23 protein-coding genes and 1 riboswitch are annotated in these 25,373 nt (G+C 72.4%); of the genes, 15 read left to right on the forward strand and 8 right to left on the reverse strand.

The annotated features are described in order from the left end of the window. Nucleotides 1–118 precede the first annotated feature (118 nt). Nucleotides 119–475: a WhiB family transcriptional regulator gene (locus AB0B01_RS20035; RefSeq protein ID WP_361720481.1), complete on the reverse strand. Its 357-nt coding sequence runs from the start codon at nucleotides 473–475 to the stop codon at nucleotides 119–121. 152 nt (nucleotides 476–627) lie between these two features. On the opposite strand from AB0B01_RS20035, the gene AB0B01_RS20040 reads away from it, so the two are divergent. Beyond that, the gene (locus AB0B01_RS20040) at nucleotides 628–1,803 is read left to right on the forward strand and encodes an acyltransferase (RefSeq protein WP_361720484.1); all 1,176 of its coding nucleotides are present in this window, start codon (nucleotides 628–630) and stop codon (nucleotides 1,801–1,803) included. A gap of 54 nt (nucleotides 1,804–1,857) precedes the next feature. Here the strand turns inward: AB0B01_RS20040 and AB0B01_RS20045 are convergent, their stop codons facing one another. Next, complete coding sequence (locus AB0B01_RS20045; protein ID WP_361720486.1) at nucleotides 1,858–2,592, reverse strand: GNAT family N-acetyltransferase; 735 nt, start codon at nucleotides 2,590–2,592, stop codon at nucleotides 1,858–1,860. A 449-nt stretch (nucleotides 2,593–3,041) separates the two neighbouring features. Between AB0B01_RS20045 and AB0B01_RS20050 the strand changes: the two genes are divergently transcribed. The 3 genes from AB0B01_RS20050 (at nucleotide 3,042) to AB0B01_RS20060 (ending at nucleotide 6,153) form a co-directional block, all read left to right on the forward strand. Next, the gene (locus AB0B01_RS20050) at nucleotides 3,042–3,434 is read left to right on the forward strand and encodes a hypothetical protein (protein ID WP_361720489.1); all 393 of its coding nucleotides are present in this window, start codon (nucleotides 3,042–3,044) and stop codon (nucleotides 3,432–3,434) included. A 170-nt stretch (nucleotides 3,435–3,604) separates the two neighbouring features. After that, on the forward strand, nucleotides 3,605–4,405 hold the full coding sequence (locus tag AB0B01_RS20055) for a carbon-nitrogen hydrolase family protein (protein ID WP_361720492.1): 801 nt from the start codon (nucleotides 3,605–3,607) through the stop codon (nucleotides 4,403–4,405). Nucleotides 4,406–4,455: 50 nt separating this feature from the next. Next, nucleotides 4,456–6,153, forward strand: a complete 1,698-nt coding sequence (locus tag AB0B01_RS20060) for an NAD(P)/FAD-dependent oxidoreductase (RefSeq protein WP_361720495.1) — start codon at nucleotides 4,456–4,458, stop codon at nucleotides 6,151–6,153. A 126-nt stretch (nucleotides 6,154–6,279) separates the two neighbouring features. On the opposite strand, the gene AB0B01_RS20065 is transcribed toward AB0B01_RS20060, so the two are convergent. Together AB0B01_RS20065 and AB0B01_RS20070 are read right to left on the reverse strand one after the other, a co-directional pair. After that, on the reverse strand, nucleotides 6,280–6,921 hold the full coding sequence (locus AB0B01_RS20065) for a DUF5995 family protein (protein WP_361720498.1): 642 nt from the start codon (nucleotides 6,919–6,921) through the stop codon (nucleotides 6,280–6,282). A gap of 148 nt (nucleotides 6,922–7,069) precedes the next feature. Further along, on the reverse strand, nucleotides 7,070–8,284 hold the full coding sequence (locus AB0B01_RS20070; RefSeq protein WP_361720501.1) for an MFS transporter: 1,215 nt from the start codon (nucleotides 8,282–8,284) through the stop codon (nucleotides 7,070–7,072). A gap of 54 nt (nucleotides 8,285–8,338) precedes the next feature. Between AB0B01_RS20070 and AB0B01_RS20075 the strand changes: the two genes are divergently transcribed. After that, complete coding sequence (locus AB0B01_RS20075) at nucleotides 8,339–9,538, forward strand: ROK family transcriptional regulator (RefSeq protein ID WP_361720504.1); 1,200 nt, start codon at nucleotides 8,339–8,341, stop codon at nucleotides 9,536–9,538. Between the two features lie 292 nt (nucleotides 9,539–9,830). On the opposite strand, the gene AB0B01_RS20080 is transcribed toward AB0B01_RS20075, so the two are convergent. The 3 genes from AB0B01_RS20080 to AB0B01_RS20090 all read right to left on the reverse strand — a co-directional run bounded on the left by AB0B01_RS20080 (nucleotide 9,831) and on the right by AB0B01_RS20090 (nucleotide 13,951). Beyond that, on the reverse strand, nucleotides 9,831–10,574 hold the full coding sequence (locus tag AB0B01_RS20080) for an NAD(P)H-binding protein (protein WP_361720507.1): 744 nt from the start codon (nucleotides 10,572–10,574) through the stop codon (nucleotides 9,831–9,833). A 55-nt stretch (nucleotides 10,575–10,629) separates the two neighbouring features. Next, nucleotides 10,630–11,514 (reverse strand): RNA polymerase sigma-70 factor, encoded by an 885-nt coding sequence (locus AB0B01_RS20085; RefSeq protein WP_361720510.1) that lies wholly within the window; start codon nucleotides 11,512–11,514, stop codon nucleotides 10,630–10,632. Nucleotides 11,515–11,587: 73 nt separating this feature from the next. Beyond that, nucleotides 11,588–13,951: a chitinase C-terminal domain-containing protein gene (locus tag AB0B01_RS20090; protein WP_361720513.1), complete on the reverse strand. Its 2,364-nt coding sequence runs from the start codon at nucleotides 13,949–13,951 to the stop codon at nucleotides 11,588–11,590. Nucleotides 13,952–14,229: 278 nt separating this feature from the next. Beyond that, a riboswitch (FMN riboswitch) is annotated at nucleotides 14,230–14,359 on the forward strand. A 222-nt stretch (nucleotides 14,360–14,581) separates the two neighbouring features. On the opposite strand from AB0B01_RS20090, the gene ribD reads away from it, so the two are divergent. The 10 genes from ribD (at nucleotide 14,582) to AB0B01_RS20140 (ending at nucleotide 23,288) form a co-directional block, all read left to right on the forward strand. Continuing rightward, entirely contained in the window at nucleotides 14,582–15,646 is a 1,065-nt protein-coding gene (ribD, locus tag AB0B01_RS20095; RefSeq protein WP_361720652.1) for a bifunctional diaminohydroxyphosphoribosylaminopyrimidine deaminase/5-amino-6-(5-phosphoribosylamino)uracil reductase RibD, read from the forward strand. Continuing rightward, entirely contained in the window at nucleotides 15,647–16,270 is a 624-nt protein-coding gene (locus AB0B01_RS20100) for a riboflavin synthase (protein WP_361720516.1), read from the forward strand. Then, nucleotides 16,267–16,920, forward strand: a complete 654-nt coding sequence (locus tag AB0B01_RS20105; RefSeq protein ID WP_361720519.1) for a nicotinamide mononucleotide transporter family protein — start codon at nucleotides 16,267–16,269, stop codon at nucleotides 16,918–16,920. Before AB0B01_RS20100 ends, AB0B01_RS20105 begins: the two co-directional genes overlap by 4 nt. Next, entirely contained in the window at nucleotides 16,917–18,221 is a 1,305-nt protein-coding gene (locus AB0B01_RS20110; RefSeq protein ID WP_361720522.1) for a bifunctional 3,4-dihydroxy-2-butanone-4-phosphate synthase/GTP cyclohydrolase II, read from the forward strand. The genes AB0B01_RS20105 and AB0B01_RS20110 overlap by 4 nt, the downstream gene beginning before the upstream one ends. A 62-nt stretch (nucleotides 18,222–18,283) precedes the next feature. Beyond that, on the forward strand, nucleotides 18,284–18,769 hold the full coding sequence (ribH, locus tag AB0B01_RS20115; protein WP_007262951.1) for a 6,7-dimethyl-8-ribityllumazine synthase: 486 nt from the start codon (nucleotides 18,284–18,286) through the stop codon (nucleotides 18,767–18,769). Nucleotides 18,770–18,804: 35 nt separating this feature from the next. Next, nucleotides 18,805–19,086: a phosphoribosyl-ATP diphosphatase gene (locus AB0B01_RS20120; RefSeq protein ID WP_361720526.1), complete on the forward strand. Its 282-nt coding sequence runs from the start codon at nucleotides 18,805–18,807 to the stop codon at nucleotides 19,084–19,086. Nucleotides 19,087–19,152: 66 nt separating this feature from the next. Continuing rightward, the gene (hisG, locus tag AB0B01_RS20125; protein ID WP_361720529.1) at nucleotides 19,153–20,001 is read left to right on the forward strand and encodes an ATP phosphoribosyltransferase; all 849 of its coding nucleotides are present in this window, start codon (nucleotides 19,153–19,155) and stop codon (nucleotides 19,999–20,001) included. Nucleotides 20,002–20,055: 54 nt separating this feature from the next. Next, entirely contained in the window at nucleotides 20,056–20,520 is a 465-nt protein-coding gene (locus tag AB0B01_RS20130) for a PH domain-containing protein (RefSeq protein WP_361720532.1), read from the forward strand. Nucleotides 20,521–20,784: 264 nt separating this feature from the next. Beyond that, nucleotides 20,785–22,212, forward strand: a complete 1,428-nt coding sequence (locus tag AB0B01_RS20135; protein WP_361720535.1) for a hemolysin family protein — start codon at nucleotides 20,785–20,787, stop codon at nucleotides 22,210–22,212. Beyond that, nucleotides 22,209–23,288, forward strand: coding sequence for a hemolysin family protein (locus AB0B01_RS20140; RefSeq protein WP_361720538.1), 1,080 nt, complete (start codon nucleotides 22,209–22,211; stop codon nucleotides 23,286–23,288). The genes AB0B01_RS20135 and AB0B01_RS20140 overlap by 4 nt, the downstream gene beginning before the upstream one ends. A 45-nt stretch (nucleotides 23,289–23,333) precedes the next feature. Here AB0B01_RS20140 and AB0B01_RS20145 read toward each other — a convergent pair whose 3' ends face one another. Then, nucleotides 23,334–25,274 carry an AAA family ATPase gene (locus AB0B01_RS20145; protein ID WP_361720542.1) on the reverse strand — a complete coding sequence of 647 codons (1,941 nt, stop codon included), beginning with the start codon at nucleotides 25,272–25,274 and terminating at the stop codon, nucleotides 23,334–23,336. Between the last annotated feature and the right edge of the window lie 99 nt (nucleotides 25,275–25,373).

A 25,373-nucleotide genomic window follows, 5' to 3' on the forward strand; every position in this document is an offset into this window, starting at 1 on the left:
CCGCCAACGGCCACCCCGCTTGGGCGTCCGGTCCGGAAGCAACGGCTCGATCCGCGCCCACTGCGCATCAGTCAACGGCACACCCGGACCAACGACCAACTGATCCAAACGAAACTGCCTAGGCCCGTGCCCCCGCGGTGGCGTGGGCGGCGGCCTCGGCCGAGGCACGGCCTATCAGCCGGCGCCGCTCCTGCTCGGTGGAGGTACGGCTGAGCAGCGTCCGGCGCTCCTCCTCCGTCAGCCCGCCCCACACCCCGAAGGGCTCCCGGGTCCGCAGGGCATGCTCCAGGCACGCGGTGCGGACCGGGCAGACCGCGCAGACCCGCTTCGCGGCCTGGTCCCGGTCCTCCCGCTCCTCACCCCGCTCCCCGGCCGGATGGTAGAACCGGCCCGGGCCCAGTTCCCGGCAGGCCGCACGCAGCTGCCACTGCCAGTGATGGGCCGCGGAGCCGGGCAGGCGAGAGACATCGGTCATGGCAGTTCCCTTCTGGTGTCTTCGGGGGGACGCCCCGCGTGTGACCGCTCTATGCCCACCCAAACGTCAGCCCGCCGCCGCACGGGCCGGGACGTGGTCACGCCAGCAGGGAGTGGCCTTGCAGTGGAACGTGTTTTAGTAACATCTCCCGAGTGTCGAACGACCTCGCATCCAGCCCGAGGCGCGAGGTCGCTCCCGCGCCCGCGCCTGCCCCGCTGTCCACGCCGACCGCCCCGCGCCGACCGAGGCTGGAGGCTCTGGACGGGCTGCGCCTCATCGCCGCCCTGATGGTCGTCTTCCACCATTACGTGGGCTTCGGCGGAAACGCCGAAGCGTCCAAGAACGCCTGGGCCAAGCCGGTCGACGTGGTCTTTCCGACGGCCTCCTGGCCAGCCTCGTACACCTGGACCGGGGTCGAATTCTTCTTCATCATCAGCGGCTTCGTGATCTGCATGAGCAGCTGGGGACGCAGCCTGGGCGACTTCTTCATGTCCCGGGTGGTCCGGCTCTATCCTGCGTACTGGTTCGCCGTACTGGCCACCACCGCGGTGGTCACGCTCTGGCCGGTGGTCCTCCACCCGCTGGCCGCGAAGGACGTACTGCTCAACCTCACCATGCTCCAGGAGCCGTTCCGGGTCGGCTCGGTCGACGCCGTCTACTGGACGCTCTGGGTCGAGATCCGCTTCTACCTGCTGTTCGCCCTGGTGGTGTGGAAGGGCGTGACCTATCGCCGAGTTCTTCTCTTCTGCGCACTGTGGACGGTCGCCTCGGTGCTGGTGACGGCCGGGCGGGCGCCCTTCGCCGACTACATCATCATGCCCGAGTACTCGCCGTACTTCATCGCCGGTGTCGCGATGTTCCTGATGCACCGCTTCCGGCCGACCCTGCTGCTGTGGGGCATCGTCGGCATCTCGTGGCTGTTCTCGGTCCGCCAGGTCAGCCTCTACAACGACGGCCTGGCTGCCAGCCTCGGCCGGACGATGGACTCCAAGCCGGCGATCGCGCTGATGACCGTGGGCTACGTGGTGATGCTCCTGCTCGCCCTCGGCCGGCTCTCCTGGGTGCGCGGAAGGTGGCTGACCGTGGCCGGGGCGACCACCTACCCGCTCTACCTGCTCCACGAGCACATCGGGTGGACCGGCATCCGGCTGCTCCGCCACCACTTCTCACCGTGGGCACTGGTCACCGTGATGACGCTCGGCATGCTCCTCGCCGCCTGGCTGGTCCACCGCTTCCTGGAACGCCCGCTCTCCGCGCTCCTGAAGCGCGGCCTCAAGCGCGCCCTGGACTCGGCCCGTCACCCCTCCGCGCCTCCGACGCGCGGCTAGTCGCAGGGCGATTGCCCCGCGGACCGCATGCCCTTCCAGGCAGCCGGTGTCGCCTCAGGCCTGCGCGTCCGGGGTGCGGAGGCCCAGGAAGAGGGGGCGCCTGCGCAGGGTGAAGCCCATCGACTCGTACAGGGCGATCGCCGGGGCGTTGTCCGCCGCCGCGTGGAGGAAGGGGTGGTCGCCGCGGGCGGTGGCCGCCGCTGCCACCGCGCGGATCAGGCGGCCCGCGAGGCCCTGGCCGCGGTGGTCGGGGTGGGTGCACACCGCGCTGATCTCCGACCAGCCCTGCGGCCGCATCCGCTCGCCCGCCATCGCGACGAGCCGCCCCTCGTGCCGGATCCCGAGGTACGTGCCCAGTTCGACGGTGCGGTCCAGGAACGGGCCCGGCTTCGTCAGCTCCACAAGCTCCAGCATCTCCGGCACGTCGGCCGGCCCCAGGCGGACCGCCTCGGGCGCGGCTTCGGCCCGGACCGTCCGGCCGTCCAGCTGTACGCCCGCTATCGAAGCCACCGTCGTCCACCCCGCGGGCGGGGTCAGCAGCCCGGTGACCCACACCGGAGCCCCAGGGCCGGCCAGCGCGGCCAGATCCGCCCAGGCGGCCGGGTCCTCCGGGTCGGCGAGCGCCGCGAACGGAGAGGCGTCCCCGACGTAGCGGGCGGCGAGCCCCGCGGGGCCCGTCTCGGCGAAGCCGCGGGCGGGCCCGGTCAGCGCGGACCAGACGGGGTTGTCCAGAACGGCGGCGACATCGCGAGCGGGGGCGGGGGAAACCGTGCCGGTGTCGGGCGACATGAGGGGGAGAGCTCCTTTACTCGGGCGGTCCGGGCCGGGCGCCGACACCTTCTTGACGGCTCCGCGCGCCGCCACGAGACTGCTGGGGACGACGGTCACGAGGGTCAGCGTCCGACGCGGGCGAATTTATGCCCCCGGGGCGCCAAATCCCCGGGGCGCCAAGCCCCCGACGCGCCGAGAGGGCAGGACGGAGCGGGTGGAGATGGCCTGGACGGCGGAAGCGGGGGCGCAGACCCTCCGCCGCTGGTGGCTCACCCGGCGCCTGCACATCGACCTCCTGCGCGTCTGCAGCGCATTCCGCGCCGCCGCCTGACCTTCCCGCCTCCGTACGCCCGCACGCGCCGGCCGTCCTTTCGCCGACGCACGCTCCGGCCGCGTACGTCTCCCGCACGGCCCCGTGACCCGGCGCGCAGCCGCCGCCGGGCGTTCCGCCACGCCCCAGGAGAGTCATGCTTCAGATGGTCCTGCCCCGTACCGGCCCGGCGCCCGCCCTGCGGGGCCGCATCGGCGCCGGGTTCTCCCCGGTCCCGCACCGCTACCGCCTCTACCTGTCCGACGGCTGTCCGCTCTCCCGGCGCGTAGCGGACACCCTGGCCCTGCTCGGGCTGGAACGAAGCGTCGCCGCCACCGTGCTCGGGCCGCAGGCCTCGTACACGGCGCTGCGCCGGGCCTACGAGGCCGCCGGACACCACTACGACGGCACCCTGGCCGTCCCCGCCCTGTGCGACACCTGGAGCGGCCGCATCGTCAGCAACGACACCACCGATATCCTTGAGGACCTGCGCCGCATGAGCGCCCACCCCGCCTTCCGCGGGGACCCCGGAGGTGCCGGGGACGCCTGAGACCGCCCTCCCGCAAGGGACCACAGGCCCCCGCGCAACGAATCTCCGCCCAGTCCCGGAAACACGCAACGATTCGATGCGCGGAGCGCAACAGTCACGGCTTGTCGGGGTCGAACGCGCAAACGTACCTTCGTAGGACACCCCACCCCTCCTGCCCCAGAGGTACGCCCATGCCCCCGCTGCGCACCGCCCTCCTCCAGAGCTCCGGACGGCTCGGCGACACCGCCGAGAACCTGAAGGCGCTCGACGAGGCCGCGGCGCGCGCCGCACAGGCGGGGGCCGGGCTCCTCGTGACCTCGGAGATGTTCCTCACCGGCTACGCCCTGCCGGTCGAGGACATCGCCGGTCTCGCCGAGCCGGCCGACGGCGAATCCGCCCACGCCATCGGCTCGATCGCCCGCCGCCACGGGGTCGCCGTCCTGTACGGCTACCCCGAGCGGGACGGCGAGACCGTCTACAACGCGGCGCAGCTCATCGGCCCCGACGGTACGCGGCTCGCGAACTACCGCAAGACCCACCTCTTCGGCTGCTTCGAGCAGGAGGCCTTCACGCCCGGCGACACCCCCGTCGTCCAGGCGGACCTGGGCGGCCTCCGCATCGGCATCATGATCTGCTACGACGTGGAGTTCCCGGAGAACGTCCGGGCCCACGCGCTGGCCGGCACCGACCTCCTCCTGGTGCCGACCGCGCAGATGCACCCGTTCCAGTTCGTCGCCGAACAGCTCGTCCCCGTACGGGCCTTCGAGAACCAGATGTACATCGCGTACGTCAACCGCACCGGCCCCGAAGGCGAGTTCGAGTTCGTCGGACTCAGCTGCCTGGCGAGCCCCGACGGGGCCACCCGCACCCGGGCCGGCCGCGGCGAGGAGCTGGTGTTCGGCGAGGCCGACCCCGAGCTGCTGCGCGCCTCCCGCGAGACCAACCCCTACCTGCGCGACCGCCGCCCCGGGCTCTACGCCTCCCTCGTCTGAGCCCCGCCCGCGCCCTCCCCCCTGCCCCACCCTGCAAGGAGCCGTACCCCATGACGTCCACGGTGCCCACCACCGCCGTCCCGCACAGCGACGGACAGCCGCCGATCACCATGTTCGGCCCGGACTTCCCCTACGCGTACGACGACTTCCTCGCCCACCCGGCGGGGCTGGGCCAGATACCGGCGACGGAGCACGGCACCGAGGTCGCCGTCATCGGCGGCGGCCTGTCCGGGATCATCTCCGCGTACGAGCTGATGAAGATGGGCCTCAAGCCCGTCGTCTACGAGGCCGACCAGATCGGCGGCCGGCTGCGGACCGTGGGCTTCGAGGGCACCGGCACCGAGGGTCTGACCGCGGAGATGGGCGCCATGCGCTTCCCGCCCTCCTCCACGGCGCTCCAGCACTACATCGACCTCGTCGGCCTGGTCACCGAGCCCTTCCCGAACCCGCTCGCCGAGGCCACCCCCTCGACGGTCGTGGACCTCAAGGGCGAGACCCACTACGCCGAGACCATCGCCGACCTGCCGCAGATCTACCGCGACGTCGCCGACGCGTGGAACGCGTGCCTCGACGAGGGCGCCGACTTCTCCGACATGAACCGGGCGATGCGCGAGCGCGACGTCCCGCGCATCCGCGAGATCTGGGCCAAGCTCGTCGAGAAGCTCGACAACGAGACCTTCTACGGGTTCCTCTGCAAGTCCGAAGCCTTCCAGTCCTTCCGCAAGCGCGAGATCTTCGGCCAGGTCGGCTTCGGCACGGGCGGCTGGGACACCGACTTCCCGAACTCCATCCTGGAGATCCTGCGCGTCGTCTACACCGAGGCGGACGACCACCACCGCGGCATCGTCGGCGGCTCGCAGCAGCTGCCGCTGCGCCTGTGGGAGCGCGAGCCCGAGAAGATCGTCCACTGGGCCCCGGGCACCTCGCTGTCCTCCCTGCACGAGGGCACCCCGCGCCCGGCGGTGACCCGCCTGCACCGCACGGCCGGCAACCGCATCACGGTCACCGACGCCTCCGGCGACATCCGCACCTACCGCGCGGCGATCTTCACCGCGCAGTCCTGGATGCTGCTGTCCAAGATCGCGTGCGACGACTCGCTGTTCCCGATCGACCACTGGACGGCGATGGAGCGCACCCACTACATGGAGAGCTCGAAGCTCTTCATCCCGGTGGACCGCCCGTTCTGGCTCGACAAGGACGAGGAGACGGGCCGCGACGTCATGTCGATGACCCTCACGGACCGCATGACGCGCGGCACGTACCTCCTGGACAACGGTCCCGACCAGCCGGCCGTCATCTGCCTGTCGTACACGTGGTGTGACGACAGCCTGAAGTGGCTGCCGCTGTCCGCGAACGAGCGGATGGAGGTCATGCTGAAGTCCCTCGGCGAGATCTACCCGAAGGTCGACATCCGCCGCCACATCATCGGCAACCCGGTGACGGTGTCGTGGGAGAACGAGCCGTACTTCATGGGCGCGTTCAAGGCCAACCTCCCCGGCCACTACCGCTACCAGCGGCGCCTGTTCACCCACTTCATGCAGGACCGCCTCCCCGAGGACAAGCGCGGCATCTTCCTCGCGGGCGACGACATCTCCTGGACGGCCGGCTGGGCCGAGGGTGCGGTCCAGACCGCCCTGAACGCCGTCTGGGGCGTCATGCACCACCTCGGCGGCTCGACCGACGCCACCAACCCGGGCCCGGGCGACGTCTACGACGAGATCGCCCCGGTCGAACTCCCGGAGGACTGACCCACCCGGCCCCTCCGGCCCCGTGACCACGGGCCGCCCCCGCGCACACAGCGCGGCGGCGGCCCGTTTTCACATGCCGTACGCGGCCCGGCCGGGTGCTTCGCCGGGGCGCTTCGGCCGGTAGGATCAGCCGGTCGGGGTCAGCAGGCAGCGGCCCACCAGACCCACGCCCGCGTCCAGGGACTCCGCGAACTCCTCGGCCAGTTCGGGCGTACGGCGCAGGGTCCACAGCAGGCGGGCCGCCGACCAGGCGGCGCCGCGGGCCCGGTCCAGGCTCCAGGAGCCGAGCAGGTGCGTCAGCGGGTCGGCGATCTCCAGCAGGTCGGGGCCCGGCATCAGGTCCTCCCGGATGTGCTCCTCCAGGCAGACCAGAGTGTCGCCGACCCGGTCGAAATCCGCCTCCAAGGCCCGCGGTTCACAGTCCAGCGCTCGGCAGGTGGACACCACCGCCAGGGCCAGGTCGTGCCCGATGTGCGCGTTGATCCCGGCCAGTGCGTGCTGCAGCGGCCGCACCCCGGGATGGCGGCGGTACTGGAGCAGCGGCCGCCAGCAGGCCGGGGCGCGGTCCGCCTCCACCGCCGTCAGGTACCGCTCGGCGAAGCGGACGCTCAGGGTCTGCGCCCGGCGCGGCGAGGGGAACTCCCCGCGGCCGATGCGCGCGTGCAGGGTCTGCGTGACCGTCAGGTACACCCGGTTGAAGACGGCGACACCGTCCTGCGCGGGGAGCCGCTCGTCCAGGGCGCGCATCCGCGCGAGCACCGCTTCCATGGGAGGCAGGGTCCCAGCCGTGGGCGCGGATCCGGGGAACTTGGCCGTGCGCTTCGCCGGTTCGGGCGAACCCGGTTCCGGAAGAGCGCCGAGAACGAGAGCGAACGGCCCGCGTACGAAACGGCCGTGCCGACGGCCGGGCCCTACGCTACGGGCGGATACGGGCGGGTTCGTCCCGATCGGCGGGCTCCGCCGCACGCGCGGCGGGCCGTTGCCGCAGTACGGCCGCACCCGCCACCAGCGCGAACGCCAGCAGGGTGACCAGCCCGAAGGAGACCACGAGGGAGCTCGCGTCCGCCACCGCGCCGATCGCCGAGGGCGCGATCAGTCCCGAGGTGTACGTGATCGTGGCGACACCGGCGATGGCCTGCGCCGGGGCCGGCCCGCTGCGTGCGGCCGCCGCGAAGGCCAGCGGGACCACGACCGAGATGCCGAGCCCGATCAGCGCGAAGCCGCCCAGGGCCGCGGCCGGATGGCCGGCCGTCACCACGAGCAGCCCGCCCGCGGTGGCCAGGACGCCGCCCGCCCGGACCGTGCGTACCGGGCCGAACCGGTCCACCACCCGGTCGCCGGCCAGCCGGGCGGCGGCCATCGTGAGGGCGAAGGCGGTGGTCGAGGCGGCTGCGAGGCCGGCGTCGGTGTCGAGCACGTCCCGCAGGTAGACCGCCGACCAGTCCAGGCTCCCCCCCTCCGCGAAGACCGCGCAGAAGCCGATCGCTCCGATCAGCAGCGCGGACCGCGGCGGCAGTGCGAAGTGCGCCGGAGCCTCGGCCCCGGCCGCGCTGCGCAGATCGAGCACGCCCCGTACACAGACCAGCCCGGCCGCGGTCAGGGCCGGCGCGGCGAGCAGGTGGTGCAGCCGGGCGTCGGCCCCGGTGTGGGCGGCGACGGTGCCGGCGGCCGAGCCCAGCAGCGCGCCCACGCTCCACATGCCGTGCAGGGAGGACATGACCGAGCGGCCGAGCCGGTTCTCGGTCTCCACGCCCAGTGCGTTCATCGCCACGTCCGACATCCCCGAGGTGGCCCCGTAGACGAAGAGGGCGAAGCACAGGGTCGCCAGGTTCGGGGCGAGGGCCGGCAGGACGAGGGACAGGGTCCACAGGGCCAGCAGGCCGCGCAGTGCGGGGCGGGCCCCGAAGCGGTGGTTGATCCGCCCGGCCAGCGGCATCGCGAGCGCCGCGCCGAGGGCCGGGAAGGCCAGGGCCAGCCCCAGGGAGCCCGCGCCGAGGTGGGCGTGCTCCTGGATCCACGGGATGCGGGTGGCGAAGGAGCCGGTGACGGCTCCGTGCGTGCAGAAGACGGCGGCTATGGCGAGGCGGGCTTGGCGCAGGCGCGCAGGGCTGAGGTCGGGTTCCCCGGTCATGGCATTAAACTATCAGGGAACCTGCCTGATAGTGAGGGTGGGAAGCTGCCTAGGATGGGCGCCGTGACTCCTGCCAATGCCCTGACCGCCGCCGTGTCACCTGCATCGACGTCGCCCGTCTCCCCCGCCCCGCCCGTGACGCCGGCGTCGTCGAGCACGGCCCGGGCCATCAACGACCGGCTCGCCCTGCAACTCCTCCAGGAGGAGGGGCCGCTGACGGCCACCCAGCTCAAGGCGAAGACCGGCCTCTCCCGCCCGTCGGTCGCCGACCTGGTCGAACGGCTCGCCCACGCCGGGTTGATCGAGGTCGTGGGGGAGTCCGGGGAACAGCGCCGCGGCCCGAACGCCCGGCTGTACGGGATCGTCGCCCGCCGGGCCCATCTGGCGGCCCTGGACGTACGGACGGACCGTGCGACCGCGGTGGTCACGGACCTGCTGGGCCGGCCGCTCGCAGAGGCCGCACTGCCGGTGGACGCCGTCGACGAGGCCGTCGACGTCCTGGAGGCCCTCGCCAGGGAGGCCGGCGCCGATCCGCTGCACACGGTGGTGGTCGGAGCGCCGGGCCTGGTCGCGCCGGGCAGCGGGGAACTGCGCGGCACGGCCGGAATGCCGTCCTGGCACCGCGACCTCGTGGCCGCCCTCGGGCAGCGGCTGCCGGCCACGGTGGTGGTGGAGAACGAGACCAACCTCGCCGCCCTCGCGGAGCAGCGGGTGGGCGCCGCCCGGGACCTGGACTCCTTCGTGCTGCTGTGGCTCGGCGCGGACGTCGGCGCGGCAGTGGTCCTGGACGGCCGGTTGCGCCGGGGGGCCTCCGGCGGGGCGGGGGAGATCGGCTTCCTGCCGGTGCCGGGCACGGACGGGCTGCCCTCCGCCAGGGACTGCGGGGGTGGCTTCCACGCGCTGGCGGGCCGCGAGGCGGTGGCCGCGCTGGCCGCGGAGCACGGTTTCACCGGGCCGGTGGAGGAGGCGGTGGCCGGCGCCGCCGGGACCGCCTTCCTGGAGGCCCTCGCGGCGCGGCTCGCCCTCGGGGCGGCGGCCGTCGCGGCCGTCCTGGACCCGGGGTGCGTGGTTCTGGCGGGGGAGCTCGGCCGGGCGGGCGGGGACGCGCTGGCGGCCGCGGTCGCCGCCCGGCTGGCCACACTGACCCCGGTCTCCACCGAGGTCCGCGCGACCGCACTCGGAGGCCCGGCGGTCCTCACGGGCGCCCGCCTGGCCGCCCGCGAAGCCGCCCAGAACACCCTCTTCGGCCCCTGACGGCCGCACCCCTGGGCCGCACCCCTCACGGCCGAACCCCGGGCAGCCGGGTCGCGGGCGGCCGAGCCGTCGGCCGGTAGCGTCGGGGACGTGCCCACCAGCAGCGTGGCCTGGGCCGCGGTGAACGCCCGGCGGCTCCGCCGGCAGTTCCTCGGCGGCGTCTGGCACCAGCGCCGCTCCGGCAGGCACATCGCCCTCACCGTCGAACCACTGGCCGCACTCGACGCCGCGCACCGCCGAGCGCTGGAACGCGAGGCGGAACGCACCGCCGCGATCCTCGACGACACGGGGCCTAACCGCGGCGCGCCAGGAACTCCGCGAAGGTGGTGCGGCCCACCGCATGCGACGGCGCCAGGTTGCCGCCGCGGCGGAATGCCGCGTACGCCTTGCCCGCCAGCGGAAGCGGGACGACCGGCCGCCTGCGCCCCGTCGCCGCCAGGTACGCGCGGCCCAGCTCCACCAGGGTGTGGATCTTCGGGCCGCCCATGTCGGGGACCCGGCCCGCCGGGGTCGGGACCGCCAGCTCCGCCATCCGGTCGGCGACCTCCTCGACGGAGATCGGCTGCACCCGGACGCCCTTCGGCAGCGGCACCGGCAGCACCGGCACCTTCGCCAGCGTCTCCGTCACCGTCGCCACCAGGTCGTGGAACTGGGTCGTCCGCAGGATCGTCACGCCCAGCCCCGAGTCCTCCAGCAGCCGCTCCACCTTGTACTTCACCTCGTAGTACGCGAAGGGCACCACATCCACCCCGACGATCGAGATGTACACGATGTTCGTGACCGTCCCCGCCCGCCGGGCAGCCTCGACCAGATGCCCGGCGGCCACGTCGTCGCCGCCCCGCGGCGTGCTCGCGCAGTGCACCACCACCTCCGCGCCGGCCATCGCCGCGTCCAGCCCGCTGCCGTCGCGCAGATCCACCGGGTGGTCCTTCGCGCGCCGGCTCAGGACGCGCACGTCGTGGTCCGCCGCGCGCAACCTCGCGACGACCAGCGTGCCGAGGGTCCCGGTGCCTCCGGTGACGAGGATGGTGCTCATGGTGTCCGTTCCTTCCCAGAAGGGGATGCGTTCACCAACCGAGACCGGACAGCCCTCAGGAATGTGACAGCTGCCGCTGGAGGAATCCCAGCTTCTCCGGGTTCTGCACACTGCGCATACCGCTGACCAGCCCGTCCTCGAACTCGACCAGCAGGACCCCGGCCCCGCCGAACACCAGCGCCGGCTCCCCGTTGACCTCCGCGAAGGTGAGCGAGTGGCTGCCCGTCCACTTGCGCAGCACGCCCACCAGGAACCTGGCCACCTTGTCCCGGCCCAGGACGGGCCGCCGGGCCGCGCTGACGACCCCGCCGCCGTCCCCCACGAACCGCGCATCGGCGGTCAGCAGCCTCTCCAGCCGGGTCAGGTCGCCGTCCCGCGCCGCCGTCAGGAAGGTCTCCACCAGGCTCCGCCACTGCTCGGGGTCCGGTGCGAAGCGCGGCTTCGGGGCGGACACCCGGCCCGCGGCCCGCCGGTAGAGCTGGCGGCAGTTGGCCTCGGACAGGTCCAGGAGCCCGGCGATCTCCCGATGGCCGTACGCGAAGGCCTCGCGCAGCACGTACACCGCCCGCTCCACCGGTGTGAGCTGCTCCAGCAGCACCAGCAGGGCCATCGAGACGCTGTCCCGCTGCTCCGCCGACTCCAGCGGGCCGAGCGTTCCGTCCCCGGTGAGCACGGGCTCCGGAAGCCAGGGACCGGCGTACTCCTCGCGCCGGGCCCGCGCCGAGGTGAGGCGGTTCAGGCACAGGTGCGTGACGACCTTGGCGAGCCAGGCCCCCGGGTGTTCGATCTGCTCGCGGTCGGCGGAACTCCAGCGCAGGTAGGCGTCCTGGACGGTGTCCTCGGCCTCGGCGGCGGAGCCGAGCATGCGGTAGGCGATGCCGAACATCCGGCCCCGGTGCTCCTCGAAATCCGCGGCCGAGGCGGCTGTCTGTGTGCTCACGGCAGCAGCGTACGTGCGAGGACCCGGTGGCCGCCGGGCCACCGGGTCCTCACGCTTCCTCATCCGGAGCGGGTCAACAGGCGCCCTGGTCCTTCCAGACGCCCCAGTCGCCCGTGCTGCCCGGCTCCTCGTTCCGGGTCCACCACTGTGCCTTCCAGAGGTGGCCCTTGTGGGAGACGACCTGGCCGGCGGTGTACACCGTGCCCGCCGCGTACGCCGGGCCGGTGCACGTGCCGCCCGGGGGCGGGCTGGTCGGCGGGGTGGTCGTGGGCGGGGGAGTGGTCGGCGGTGTGGTCGTGGTCGGCGTGGTGGTCGCACCGCCGGGCTCGACGACGGTCGTACCGCGGGCCAGGTCACCGGCAAGGGCGTACGTGCTCCCGCCGAAGCTCACCGTCCAGTTGGACGGGGTCGAGGTCGGCAGGTAGTAGACGAAGTCGATCTCCGCGGAGGCGCCCGGTGCCAGCGACTGCCAGGACGGCAGCTTGAGCGAGACCCGGTTGTAGTCGCCCTTGAGACCGCCGACGTTGCTGCCCGTGTGGTCGCTGCGGATGACCGCGGTGCCCCAACCCGACTGGTCCTTGGCGTTGTTCGGCGCCGAGGAGGAGTAGTCGAACTGGAACTCCGTACCGCCCGGGAGGGTCGCCTTCGTGTTGTTTGTGATCTTCAGCTTGGGGCTGATCGGGTAGTTGGAGTCGCCCAGCGGGAACTGCCCGAAGTCCACGTCCACCTTGATCGCCTGGCTCGGCAGGGCGGTGGTGGCGCGCTTGGCGCCGTACGGGGCCGCCGACTTGAACTTCTCGTACATCGTGGTGGTGAGCGTGTCGCCCATCTCGTACTGGCCCTTGGCGGAGTTGTACGCGTAGTCGCCCGCCAGCTCCCAGACCATGGTGCCGCCGATGCCCTTGTTCACCACGTAGTCGGCCTTGGCGGCGACCGACTGCTCGTCCTCCGTCGACAGGAAGACCTTCTTCTGCTCGTTCCACAGCCACGGAGCCACCAGCGTGGAGCTGTACTTGCGTACGTAAGCGCCGGTCAGGGTGGTGTTCGCGGGGAAGCCGTACCGGGTGGCGTAGTCGCCGACGACCCCCTTCTCCAGGTTCTTGGCGTGCCACATCGGGTTGGAGCCGGCCGGGGACTCGACCCCGTTGGTGTCCAGGTCGTGCCACAGGTTGTCGATGCCGACCGCGCCGTCACCGCACTTGGTCAGGCCCGCGCCGGCCGGGCACGCGGTGGCCGGGGCCTTGCCCCACAGGCCGTCGGTGCCGCCCTGCACGTTCTTGAAACCGCGGGTGTAGTACGGCAGACCCATGTTGATGCGGCCCGACGGCATGGAGCCGCGGAAGTAGTGGTAGGCCCAGTCGGAGTTGAGGTAGCCGATGCCGCCGTACTGGGAGGTGGAGTAGACGCCCGCGGCGGCGAGTTCGCCGTCCTTGCCGTCGTCGAACAGGGAGGCGTTCGGGCCGACGTACTCGTTCCAGGCGCCGTGCAGGTCGTAGGACATGATGTTGACGTAGTCCAGGTACTTCTGCATCTGGAAGGTCTCCATGCCCCGCAGCAGGTAGCCGGAGGAGGGGGCGGCGACGGAGAGCAGGTAGTGCCTGCCGTCGGCGGCGCCCGCGCGGTCGAGCTTCTCGCGCAGCGACTTCATCAGGGCCGCGTAGCCCTTGACGAGCCCGGCTCGGCGGGCATTGGAGAGCTGCCAGTCCAGCGGGTTGCCCGCGTCCTTCATCGTGGTCGGGTACTCGTAGTCGATGTCGACGCCGTTGAAGCCGTACCTGCGGATGAATTCGACCGAGGAGTCCGCGAAGGTGTCGATGCCGGCCTGGTTGACGGAGCCGTCGGCGTTGGTGGCCATCGAGTAGAAGCCGCCGGAGGCGACCCGGTTGCCGTCGTCTCCGAAGTAGCCCCCGGTCTCCGCCCAGCCGCCGACCGAGATCAGCGTCTTGACGTCGGGGTACTGCTTCTTGAACTTGTTGAGCAGGTTGAAGTGGCCCTTGTAGGGGAGGGCCGGATCCATCTCGGCGCCCGCGACGCCAGGCCAGGTCATCCCGGTGGCGGCGTTGTTCGCGTTGTCCGCGCCGACGGAGATCCTGTTGTCGGCGCCGACGTGGGCGAAGGCGTAGTTGAGGTGGGTGACCTTGGACCAGGGGACGTTGTTGGCGAGGTAGGCGGGGGTGCCGTCCTTGCCGGTGCGCCAGCCGGTGAAGTATCCGATGACGCGTCGCTGGTGGTCGGCGCCCATCTTCTCGCGGCCCTCGGAGTCGTAGACCGAGCAGTAGGGGACGTCGACGCCGGCCGTCTTGTAGAGCCCGTCCGGGCGACAGCCTTCGTTGTCGGCGGCCTGGGAGACGCCCGCCGAGAGCCCGCCCACCAGCAGTCCGGCGATTGCGGCGCCGGATGCCAGGAGCATCGCTCTCGTACGTGTGGGGGACAGCATGGTGCCTCCTGGGGAGGGGAGGAGGGGGGCGCGGAAAGGGCACAACAGGCGTACGTGTGGTGCGTGTCGGCCCGTGACGTGCGCACATCTGACGGGCTGTCTCCCGGGGAAGATGAAGGGAACGTTAAGAGGACTAGACCACCTCGCCAATAGGTCTGGACCAACCACGGCGGGACCTGACGGACTCCTGCCGGAAGGCCCCCCTGTGACCCAGGCCACAGCTTCTCGCCCGCATGGCCGCCGATCACCCGTGGCAGACTGGCTCCAGTACCAGTAAGCAGCGCACTCCGGGGTCGGTGTAATTCCGAACCGGCGGTATAGTCCGCGACCCGTCCGCAGCCAGCGGCCGGTTGACCAGGTGAAATTCCTGGACCGACGGTGAAAGTCCGGATGGGAGGCAGTGCGCGGCGGGCCAGTCACCGGTACGCCGCCGTCGGCGGTTCATCGGCGTATCCCTGCGGATACGTCCGGACGGACCGTTTCTCCGGCCTCGGCGTCCCCGCGTGCGCTGTACCGCTTCATCTGTCGTATCCCGACAGGCCCCGGAGTCCGTGCCCGATGAGGCAGGAGGACCCGGTGGCGAACCACGCCGCGTACGCAGCGCACAGCGCCGACGCCGACGTATCCGCCATGCGCCGCGCCATCGCACTTGCAGCCCGCGGACTCGGCTCCACCAGCCCCAACCCCGTCGTCGGCTGCGTCATCACCGATGCCGCCGGCGCCCCCGTGGGCGAGGGCTGGCACGAGCAGGCCGGTGGCCCCCACGCCGAGGTGCACGCCCTGCGCGCCGCAGGCGAAGCCGCCCGCGGCGGCACCGCCTACGTCACCCTGGAGCCCTGCAACCACACCGGCCGTACGGGACCCTGCGCGCAGGCCCTCGCCGAGGCAGGCATCGCCCGCGTCGTCTACGCCGTCGCCGACCCGAACCCCCAGGCCAGCGGGGGCGCCGCCACGCTCCGCGCCGCCGGGGTCGAGACCGAGGGCGGGCTCCTGGAAGCCGAGGCCGAGGCCGGCAACACCGCCTGGCTCACCTCCGTACGCCTGGGCCGCCCGCACGTGACCTGGAAGTACGCCGCCACCCTCGACGGCCGCAGCGCCGCCTCGGACGGCAGCAGCCGCTGGATCACCTGCCCGGAATCCCGCGCCGACGTCCACCGGCTGCGCGCCGAGTCCGATGCCGTCCTCGTGGGCGGCGGCACCCTGCGCGCCGACGACCCGCACCTGGCCGTGCGCGGCATCGAAGGCGCCACCCAGCCGCTGCGCATCGCCCTCGACACCCGCGCCGCCCTCCTGCCGACCGCCCGCATCCTCGACGGGGCGGCGCCCACCCTGCTCGTCGTCGGCGAGGACGCCGACACCCGGCACCTGCCGGGCGTCGACCTGCTGCGGATGCCGCTGCACGAGGGCCGCATCGCCGTCCCCGACCTGCTCACCCGCCTGCACGCCCGCGGCGTGCGCTCCGTCCTCCTGGAAGGCGGCCCCACCCTCGCGGGCGCCTTCCTCCGGGCCGGGGCCGTCGACCGGGTCATCGGCTACCTCGCCCCCGCCCTCCTGGGCGCGGGCCCCGCCGCCCTCGCCGACGCCGGCATCCACACCATCACCCGCGCGGTACGCCTCGACCTCACCGAGACCGTCCGCGTCGGCACCGATCTGCGCATCACCGCCGTTCCCGCCACCGCCCCCAAGGAGCACTGAGTGTTCACCGGAATCGTCGAAGAACTGGGCGAGGTCACCGCCGTCGAGCAGCTCTCGGAGGCCTCCCGCTTCCGCCTGCGCGGCCCCGTCGTCACCGAAGGCGCCAAGCACGGCGACTCCATCGCCGTCAACGGCGTCTGCCTGACGGTCGTGGAGACCGCCGACGGCGAGTTCACCGCCGACGTCATGCAGGAGACCCTCAACCGCTCCAGCCTGGGCGCGCTCACCGAGGGCTCCCGCGTCAACCTGGAGCGCCCGATGGCGCTCGGCGGACGGCTCGGCGGCCACCTGGTCCAGGGCCACGTGGACGGCACCGGCGAGATCCTGTCCCGGACGCCCTCCGAGCACTGGGAGATCGTCCGGATCTCCCTCCCGCAGAACCTCGCGCGCTACGTCGTCGAGAAGGGCTCCATCACGGTGGACGGCGTCAGCCTCACCGTCGTCGAGGCCGGCGCCGACCACTTCAGCATCAGCCTCATCCCGACCACCCTCGCGCTGACCACCCTCGGCATCAAGCAGCCGGGCGACCCGGTCAACCTGGAGGTCGACGTCCTCGCGAAGTACGTCGAGCGCCTGCTCGCCGCCGGCGTGAACCCGCTGCACGCCCAGGAGGACCACCAGTGAGCGCCCTGACCTGGCTCAACGCGGAAGCCTTCACCGTCTTCGGACAGAAGGTCATCTGGTCCGACATGATCGGCAACCTGATGGGCCTGGCAGCCCTCGCCCTCGGCTGGCGCCGCTCCATATGGACCTGGCCCGCCCAGCTCCTGTCCGGCCTGATCCTCATCGCCGCCTACGCCTCCGCCCACCTCGCCGGCGGCGTCGGCAAGCAGCTCCTCGTCATCGGGGTGGCCGTGTTCGGCTGGCGCGCCTGGCAGCGCGGCAGGCAGCAGGCCCAGGACGGCTCCATCGCCGTCCGCACCGCCGGCTGGGCCGAGCGCGGACTGCTCCTCGCCGGCGCGGCCCTGGGCACCCTCGCCGTCGGCGGCCTGTTCACCCTCTTCCCGAACCTGTCGTGGAGCCCGTGGGCCGACGCCTACATCTTCGTCGGCACCATCGTCGCGATGGTCGCCCAGGCCCGCGGCCTGGTCGAGTTCTGGTTCGCCTGGCTCCTGGTCGACCTCGTCGGCGTCCCGCTCGCCTTCAACAACGGACTGGCCTTCTCCGGCCTCGTCTACGTCGTCTACTTCGCGCTCGTCCTCTGGGGCGCCTACGACTGGTACCAGCGCTCGCGCACCGCCCCCGCCCCGGCCCTGGAAGGAGCAACGGCATGAACACCCTCGACCCCGTGCCCGCGATCGATCTCGACCTCGACCTCGAAGCGGCCTTCCGGCTCGACCCCGTCGAGCAGGCCATCCGAGACATCGCGGCCGGCCGGCCCGTCGTCGTGGTCGACGACGAGGACCGCGAGAACGAGGGCGACCTCGTCATCGCCGCCGAGAAGGCCACCCCGGAGATCGTCGCGTTCATGATGAGCGAGTGCCGCGGCCTGATCTGCGCCCCGATGGAGGGCCCGGAGCTGGAGCGCTTGGAACTGCCCCAGATGGTGCAGCACAACACCGAGTCGATGAAGACCGCCTTCACCGTCTCCGTCGACGCGAGCGCCGCCCACGGCGTCTCCACCGGAATCTCGGCCGCCGACCGCTCCACCACCCTGCGGATGCTGGCCGACGGCGTCTCCGAAGCCTCCGACTTCGTCCGCCCCGGCCACATCTTCCCGTTGCGCGCCAAGCCCGGCGGCGTCCTGGTCCGCAACGGCCACACCGAGGCCGCCGTCGACCTCGCCCGCCTCGCGGGCCTGCGCCCCGTCGGCGCGATCGTGGAGATCGCCGGCGAGGACGGCGTGATGCTGCGCCTGCCCGAGCTGATCCCCTTCGCCCGCAAGCACGGCCTGACGATCATTTCCATCGAGGACCTGATCGCCTACCGCCGCTCCGCCGAGCCGACCGTCCGCCGCGAGGCCGAGGTCAGCCTGCCGACCGCCTTCGGCGAGTTCACCGCGTACGGCTACCGCTCCACCGTCGACGGGGTCGAGCACGTCGCCCTCGTCCACGGCGAGCTCGGCGACGGCGCCGACATCGTGGTCCGGGTCCACTCCGAGTGCCTGACCGGGGACATCTTCCAGTCCCTGCGCTGCGACTGCGGCCCCCAGCTGCACGCCTCCATGGCCCGGATCAAGGACGAGGGCCGGGGCGTGGTCGTCTACCTGCGCGGCCACGAGGGCCGCGGCATCGGATTGATGTCCAAGCTGCGCGCGTACGAGCTCCAGGAGCGCGGCCGCGACACGCTCGACGCCAACCTGGAACTCGGCCTGCCGGCCGACGCCCGCGACTACGCCGCCGGCGCCCAGATCCTGGCCGACCTCGGCGTCAAGAGCGTCAGGCTGCTGACCAACAACCCCGAGAAGGCCGCCGCCCTCGTACGACACGGGATCGAGGTCGCGCACCGCGAGCCGATGCCGACGGAGGCCGGGGAGCACAATCTGCGCTACCTGCGCACCAAGCGGGACCGGATGGGCCACGACCTGCCCTGGCTGGACCCGGCCCAGGCCGTCTCCACCTGCAACAACCAGTAACCAGTAACCCGTCACCAGTAACAGGCAACCAGCCAACACCAGACGTACCGAGGAGCAGAGCTGTGAGCGGCAAGGGCGCACCCGAACTGAGCGTGAAGAACTGCGGCGACCTCCGGGTCGCCGTGATCGCGGCGCAGTGGCACGAGAAGGTCATGGACGGGCTCGTCGACGGCGCCCTGCGCGCCCTGCACGAACTGGGCATCGACGAGCCCACCCTGCTGCGCGTCCCCGGCAGCTTCGAGCTCCCGGTCGTGGCGAAGGTACTGGCCGGTCGCGGTTACGATGCCATCGTCGCCCTCGGAGTGGTCATCCGCGGCGGCACCCCGCACTTCGACTACGTCTGCCAGGGCGTCACCCAGGGCCTGGTACAGGTGTCGATCGACACCGGAGTCCCCGTCGGCTTCGGCGTCCTGACCTGCGACAACGACGAGCAGGCGCTGGACCGCGCCGGACTCGAAGGGTCGAACGAGGACAAGGGGCACGAAGCGGTCACCGCCGCCGTCTCCACCGCCATGACCCTGCGGACCGTCAGCGAACCCTGGCGCTGAGTGGCGGCGGGGGACCCCTTATTCTGAGGACCATCATGGCGAACGAATCCTCCAAGACCTTCGAAGAGCTCTTCACCGAGCTCCAGCTCAAGGCCGCCAATGGCGACCCCAGCACCTCCCGTACCGCCGAACTCGTGGGCAAGGGCGTCCACGCCATCGGCAAGAAGGTCGTCGAGGAGGCCGCAGAGGTCTGGATGGCCGCCGAGTACGAGGGCAAGGAAGCCGCCGCCGAAGAGATCTCCCAGCTGCTGTACCACGTCCAGGTGATGATGGTGGCGCGCGGGATCTCCCTCGACGACGTCTACGCGCACCTCTAGGCCGGAGCTCGTCCACGGGCCCCCGCCCGAACCCACCCATCGCACCTACGCACCCGAGGAATCCCCATGCTGCGCATCGCCGTCCCCAACAAGGGTTCACTCTCCGGACCGGCGTCGGCGATGCTCCATGAGGCCGGCTACCGCCAGCGCAAGGAGTCCAAGGAACTCGTGGTCGTCGACCCCGAGAACGAGGTGGAGTTCTTCTACCTCCGCCCCAAGGACATCGCGATCTACGTCTCCTCCGGCAAGCTCGACATCGGCATCACCGGCCGGGACCTGCTGCTCGACTCCGGCGCCAGCGCCGAGGAGATCCTGCCGCTGAACTTCGGCCGCTCCACCTTCCGCTACGCCACCAAGCCCGGCACCGCGAAGGGCCCCGAGGACTTCCAGGGCATGACGATCGCTACCTCGTACGAGGGAATCGTCGCCAAGCACCTCGCCGACCTCGGGATCGACGCCTCCGTCGTGCACCTGGACGGCGCCGTGGAGACCGCCATCCAGCTCGGCGTCGCCCAGATCATCGCGGACGTCGTCGAGACCGGCACCAGCCTGCGCAATGCCGGCCTGGAGGTCATCGGCGAGCCGATCCTCACCTCGGAGGCCGTGGTCATCCGCGGCAACGGCACCGACGCCGAGAACCCGCAGGCCCAGCAGTTCCTGCGCCGCCTCCAGGGCGTCCTGGTGGCCCGCAGCTACGTGATGATGGACTACGACTGCCGCGCCGAGCACCTGGAGCGCGCGGTCGCCCTCACCCCGGGCCTGGAGTCGCCGACCGTCTCCCCGCTGCACAACGAGGGCTGGGTCGCCGTCCGCGCCATGGTTCCCGCCAAGGAAGCACAGCGGATCATGGACGACCTGTACGAGCTCGGCGCGCGCGCGATCCTCACCACCTCGATCCACGCCTGCCGCCTGTGACCCGTACGCCTGCCGCCGATCCGTACGCCACCTGAAGAAGGCAACACCAGCACCATGGCCGAGTCCACCGCCCAGCCCGCACCGCCCGCCCTGCCGGTCACCTTCCGGCCGACCCGCACGCGGGCCGTCCTGCTGGGCACCGGACTTGCCGTGTTCGCCACCATCACGGCGATCGCCTTCCTGCTGGAGAACCTCAGCCCCGGCGAACGGATCAGCTTCGTCTTCACCGCCGTCCTGCTGACCTCCGTGCTCGTCCTGCTCAGCCGCCCCAAGGTCGTCGCGGACGAGACGGGCGTCACCGTCGTCAACCTCACCACCACCCGCCGCCTGGAGTGGGCGCAGATCCTGCGCGTCAACCTCCGCCCGGGCGACCCCTGGGTGTTCCTGGACCTGAGCGACGGCACCAGCCTGCCCGCCCTCGGCATCCAGCCCGGGGTGGCCCGGCAGCAGGCCATCGGCGACGCCCGCGCCCTGCGCGCCCTCGCCGAGGCCCGGGGCACCGGCCCCCACGACCGCTGAGCCGCCGCCGCGCCGGGCTCGTGCCGGCTTCGAACCCCTTCTGAGCGGGCTTCGAGCCGGCCGCCGGGCCGACGGAACACCGCTGCGTCCCATTGCGGCGGCGATCTCAATGACTACCCTGGTGGCGGGGCGCAGCCGTGCGCCCTCCCACCGGCCCCGGGACCTCGTGGCCCGTGGGCACCTGCAACCAGAGGAGTGACTCCTTCCAGCAATGGACGGATCGTCCGGTAGTACCCGCGCCGCCCTCCCCGCGGAGGCGGCGGCATGACCATCCCGCTACTCCTGCTCGTGGCGGCCTTCGCCCTGATCCTCGCCAACGGTTTCTTCGTGGCAGCCGAATTCGGCCTCGTCACCGTCGAGAGACCCGAGGCCGAGCGCGCCGCAGCCGAGGGTGACCGCCGTGCCCGCACGGTGGTCGAGGCCCTGCGGGAGCTGTCCTTCCAGCTCTCGGGCACCCAGCTCGGCATCACCATCACCTCACTGGTCGTCGGCATGCTCGCCGAACCGGCCCTCGCCGCCCTGCTGACCGGGCCGCTCGCCGCGACCGGACTGCCTGCGGGAGCCGTCTCCGGCATCGCCGTGTTCATCGGCATGCTGCTCGCCTCCGCCGTCCAGATGGTCGTCGGCGAGCTCGTCCCGAAGAACTGGGCCGTCTCCCGGCCCCTCCAGGTGGCCCGGGTCGTCGCCGGCCCGCAGCAGGTCTTCTCCCGCGCCTTCCGGCCCGTCATCGCCGCGCTCAACGCCGTCGCCAACCGGCTCGTGCGGGCGCTCGGCGTGGAACCGGCCGAGGAGATGGCCTCCGCCCGCACCCCGGGCGAACTGGTCTCCCTGGTCCGCCATTCGGCCCAGGCCGGCGCCCTCGAACAGGACACCGCCGACCTCTTCGTCCGCACCCTGTCGCTGGGCGAGCTCACGGCCCAGCACGTCATGACCCCCCGGGTGAAGGTCAGCGCCCTGATGCACACGGCCACCGCGGCCGACGTGCTCAACCTGACCCGCGCCACCGGCCTGTCCCGCTTCCCGGTCTACCGCGAGCGCATCGACGAGATCACCGGCGTCGTCCACCTCAAGGACGCCCTCGCCGTGCCCGAGTCCGAACGCGCCCGCACCACCGTCAGCCGGATCTGCGTCGCCCCGCTGCGGGTGCCCGGCTCCCTGCCGGTGCAGCCGCTGCTGGAGCGGCTGCGCAGCGAACAGCCCATGGCCGTGGTCGTGGACGAGTACGGCGGCACCGCCGGCGTGGTCACCCTGGAGGACATCGTCGAGGAGCTCGTCGGCGAGGTCCGCGACGAGCACGACTTCGCCGAGAACGAGACCCCCGAGCTGGCCGCCGTCCCCGCCGAGGACGGCCGCCCCTCCTGGGAGGCCGACGGCAGCTGCCGGGTGCACACCCTGCGCCGGATAGGCCTGGAGGTGCCCGAAGGCCCGTACGAGACCGTCGCCGGCCTCGTCGCCGATCTGCTCGGCCGCATCCCCGCCCCCGGGGACCGGGCCGAACTCCCCGGCTGGAAGCTCTCCGTCCGCCAGGTCCGCCGCTACCGGGCCGAACGGGTCCGGCTGGTCCGGCTCGTACCCGCCCCGCACCCCGGGCCGGCCGTGTCTCCGGCCGCCCGCCCCGCGGCACACCCGCACGGCGGCGCCGGGCAGCCGGCCCCGGCTCTGCGCGGCGACGTGGAGGCGGCCGTCCGATGAACGCCCTGCAACTGCTGTTCGCCCTGCTGCTGGTCCTCGCGAACGGCTTCTTCGTCGGCGCCGAGTTCGCCCTCGTCTCCGTCCGGCGCAGCCAGATCGAGCCGCTGGCCGCCTCCTCCAAGCGGGCCCGCCAGGTGCTGTACGGCCTGGAGAACCTGCCCCGGATGATGGCCGCGGCCCAGTTCGGCATCACCGTGTGCTCGCTGACCCTCGGTGCGGTCGCCGAGCCGACCGTGGCCAGCCTGCTGGAGCCCCTCTTCCACGCCGTCCGCGTCCCGCCGGGGCTGATCCACCCCCTCGGTTACGCCTTCGCCCTCGCCGCCGTGGTGTTCCTGCACCTGGTCATCGGCGAGATGGTGCCCAAGAACCTGGCCATGGCCGCCCCCGAGCGCACCGCGCTCTGGTTCAGCCCCGGCCTGGTCGCGTTCGCCCGGCTGTGCGGGCCCGTCACCACCGCGCTCGGCGCGTGCGCGCACTTCGTGCTCCGCCTGTTCAAGGTCGAGCCGAAGGACGAGGTCGAAGCCGTCTACACCAGCGCCCAGCTCGGCCGGCTCGTCGAGGACTCCCGGCAGGCGGGACTCCTGGACCCGGGTGAGCAGGAACGGCTGGAGGACGCCCTGGAGCTCGGCAGCCGCCCGGTCACCGACGTGCTGCTCGCACGGGAACGGCTCGTCACGGTCGGGCCCTCGGCCACCCCGCGCCAGATCGAGCAGCTCACCGTCCGTACGGGCTACTCCCGCTTCCCCGTCCGCTCAGAGAACGGCGCCTTCATGGGCTACCTGCACGTCAAGGACGTGCTGGACCTGGAGGAGCGGGAGCGGGCCGTGCCCCAGCGGGTCTGGCGCCGGATGACCACCCTGTCCTCCACCCTCCCGCTCGACGACGCGCTCAGCGTCATGCGGCGGGACGCCACCCATTTGGCGCAGGTCGCCGACCCGGCCGGACGCGTGCTGGGCCTGGTCGCCCTGGAGGACGTCCTGGAGATGCTCGTCGGCGAGGTGCGCGACCCCGCGCACCGCAGGGCCGTCGCGGCGGCCCTGCGCCCGCCCCGCCGGGACGGGGCGATGGCGGGCTGACCCCGCCCGGCCGGTCCGCCGGGGTCGCCCGGGCCGCCGCCGCGCTCACAGCGGCGGGGGCTCCGGGCGGCCCCGGTCCTGCGGGCCCCGGCCCGACAGGACCTCCCCGTACGCCTGCATCAGGTCCGGCAGCCGCAGCGTCGCCAGATCGTCCCGGGACGGCTCGCCGGCGAAGCCCGCCAGCCGCAGGTCCCGGTAGGCGCAGCTCTTCTCGTACAGGGTGCGCAGGAAGCGGCCGTTGCCCAGCTCGTCGATCCAGCCCTGCTCCACCACGTGCCCGCTGATGCTGCGCAGCTCCTCCAGGGCCTCCTCGTCCCAGCGGTCCCCGTTCGCCTCCGCCAGGACCCCGCCGATCGCGGTCAGCTCGGGCGGCCGGTAGCTCGGGAAGTCCACCCGCGTGGTGAACCGCGAGGACAGCCCCGGATTGGTGGCGAGCAGCCGGTCCATCCCGGCCGGATAGCCCGCGAGGATCACCACCAGGCGGTCCCGGTTGTCCTCCGCCCGCTTCAGCAGCACCTGCAGGGCCTCGTCCCCGTACGCGTCGCCCTTGCTGTACCCGGAGTTGGACAGGCTGTACGCCTCGTCCACGAACAGCACCCCGCCGATCGCGGAATCGATCAGCTCATTGGCCTTGACGGCGGTCTGACCCAGGAACTCGCCCACCAGATCGGCCCGCTGGGCCTCCACCAGGTGGTCCCCGCCCAGCAGGCCGAGCGCGTAGAAGACCCGGCCCAGGATCCGCGCCACGGTCGTCTTGCCGGTACCGGACGGCCCCGAGAACACGAAGTGCCGCTTCGGCGGCTGCACCGGCAGCCCCTGACCGGCCCGCAGCCGCGCCATGTGCAACTGCGCCGACAGGGCCTTCACCTGACGCTTCACCGGCTCCAAGCCCACCATCCGCTCCAGCTCGGACAGCGCCCGGGCCAGCAGCTCCGGGTCGGACGGCCCGGCCGGCAGCCCCCCGGGCGCCGTCTGCGGCGGGACGGGCGCCTTCCGCCGTACGTCCTCCACCCGGCCCGTGGCGGGCGCCCCGAACCGCGGGTCCGGCGGCTCCGGCGACAGCAGCGGGTCCGGCTCCGCCTGGCCGTCCGCCGCGATGTCCTGGACCGGGGCGCCGCCCGGCGCCACCGCGGCGAAATCCCCACCGAGCGAGGTCAGGCCGTGCCCGGCGTAGCCGGTGTCCGCCGCATGCCCGGCGTATCCGGCGTACCCGTCGGCGTCCTCGCTGTCCTCGATCGCCGTCAGCCGCGCCGCCGTGTCCATGAACGCCGGGTCCACCCGGTGCACCGCCCGGTACAGCGGCAGCGCCGCCGCACTGCGCCCGGTCCCCTCGTGCGCCCGCGCCAGCCAGTACCGCAGCTCCTTGCGCTGCGGCTGCTCGCTGCGGCACCGCATCAGCGCCGCGGACAGCATCGGTTCGGCCTGTCCGTACATCTCCAGCCGGACCCGGGCCATTCCGCCGAAGAGGCCCGCCTCGATGCCGAGCAGCGGATCGTCCACCAGCGGTTCGGTGTGCCGGACCAGCTGCTCCCAGTCCTTGACCAGATAAGCCCGGCAGGCGTGCAGGAAACGTACCTGCGCATCGGTGTCCACCGGCGGCAGCGCGGCCAGCGCCTGGTCCAGCTCGGGCACGTGGCGGCCGTCCAGCCAGTGCGAGGCGTGGGCCAGCAGCAGGTCCCGGCGGCTCTCCAGTACGGGCTGGACCCACCAACCGAGCCAGTACCAGGAGTTCAGCGTGCGGCGGTGGCGGGCCCGCTGCTCGCCGAAGCGGTCCCGATGGGCGTACATGCGTAATAACGCGTTCGTGGTGTCCACCCGGAGGGCGTGCAGGCCCAGCCAGGCGTCGGCCATCGCGGGATCCAGCCGTACGGCCGTCCGGAACTCCTCCTCGGCCTGCGGATAGGCACCCATCGTGCAGGCGTCCACCCCGCGCAGCCAGGCGAGTTCGGCCGGGGCGTGCGTACTGCCCGGCGCGGCGAAATCCATCACATCCCCCACAAGCCTGCCCCGTGTTGCCCGGCAACCCCCGGATCGAGCCCGCGAGTTGTCCACCGCGCCGATGAAACCAGGGGTGCATCGTACCTG

It is taken from the genome of Streptomyces sp. NPDC044571 (genome assembly GCF_040647115.1).
Lineage (GTDB): Bacteria > Actinomycetota > Actinomycetes > Streptomycetales > Streptomycetaceae > Streptomyces.

What these genes read in the sequence shown, in the direction of transcription:
- AB0B01_RS20035 (WP_361720481.1), bottom strand. Translation starts at nt 475, where the DNA reads ATGACCGATGTCTCTCGCCTGCCCGGCTCCGCGGCCCATCACTGGCAG.
- AB0B01_RS20045 (WP_361720486.1), bottom strand. Translation starts at nt 2,592, where the DNA reads ATGTCGCCCGACACCGGCACGGTTTCCCCCGCCCCCGCTCGCGATGTC.
- AB0B01_RS20050 (WP_361720489.1), top strand. Translation starts at nt 3,042, where the DNA reads ATGCTTCAGATGGTCCTGCCCCGTACCGGCCCGGCGCCCGCCCTGCGG.
- AB0B01_RS20055 (WP_361720492.1), top strand. Translation starts at nt 3,605, where the DNA reads ATGCCCCCGCTGCGCACCGCCCTCCTCCAGAGCTCCGGACGGCTCGGC.
- AB0B01_RS20060 (WP_361720495.1), top strand. Translation starts at nt 4,456, where the DNA reads ATGACGTCCACGGTGCCCACCACCGCCGTCCCGCACAGCGACGGACAG.
- AB0B01_RS20065 (WP_361720498.1), bottom strand. Translation starts at nt 6,921, where the DNA reads ATGGAAGCGGTGCTCGCGCGGATGCGCGCCCTGGACGAGCGGCTCCCC.
- AB0B01_RS20070 (WP_361720501.1), bottom strand. Translation starts at nt 8,284, where the DNA reads ATGACCGGGGAACCCGACCTCAGCCCTGCGCGCCTGCGCCAAGCCCGC.
- AB0B01_RS20075 (WP_361720504.1), top strand. Translation starts at nt 8,339, where the DNA reads ATGGGCGCCGTGACTCCTGCCAATGCCCTGACCGCCGCCGTGTCACCT.
- AB0B01_RS20080 (WP_361720507.1), bottom strand. Translation starts at nt 10,574, where the DNA reads ATGAGCACCATCCTCGTCACCGGAGGCACCGGGACCCTCGGCACGCTG.
- AB0B01_RS20090 (WP_361720513.1), bottom strand. Translation starts at nt 13,951, where the DNA reads ATGCTGTCCCCCACACGTACGAGAGCGATGCTCCTGGCATCCGGCGCC.
- ribD (WP_361720652.1), top strand. Translation starts at nt 14,582, where the DNA reads ATGCGCCGCGCCATCGCACTTGCAGCCCGCGGACTCGGCTCCACCAGC.
- AB0B01_RS20110 (WP_361720522.1), top strand. Translation starts at nt 16,917, where the DNA reads ATGAACACCCTCGACCCCGTGCCCGCGATCGATCTCGACCTCGACCTC.
- AB0B01_RS20120 (WP_361720526.1), top strand. Translation starts at nt 18,805, where the DNA reads ATGGCGAACGAATCCTCCAAGACCTTCGAAGAGCTCTTCACCGAGCTC.
- hisG (WP_361720529.1), top strand. Translation starts at nt 19,153, where the DNA reads ATGCTGCGCATCGCCGTCCCCAACAAGGGTTCACTCTCCGGACCGGCG.
- AB0B01_RS20130 (WP_361720532.1), top strand. Translation starts at nt 20,056, where the DNA reads ATGGCCGAGTCCACCGCCCAGCCCGCACCGCCCGCCCTGCCGGTCACC.
- AB0B01_RS20135 (WP_361720535.1), top strand. Translation starts at nt 20,785, where the DNA reads ATGACCATCCCGCTACTCCTGCTCGTGGCGGCCTTCGCCCTGATCCTC.
- AB0B01_RS20140 (WP_361720538.1), top strand. Translation starts at nt 22,209, where the DNA reads ATGAACGCCCTGCAACTGCTGTTCGCCCTGCTGCTGGTCCTCGCGAAC.
- AB0B01_RS20145 (WP_361720542.1), bottom strand. Translation starts at nt 25,274, where the DNA reads ATGGATTTCGCCGCGCCGGGCAGTACGCACGCCCCGGCCGAACTCGCC.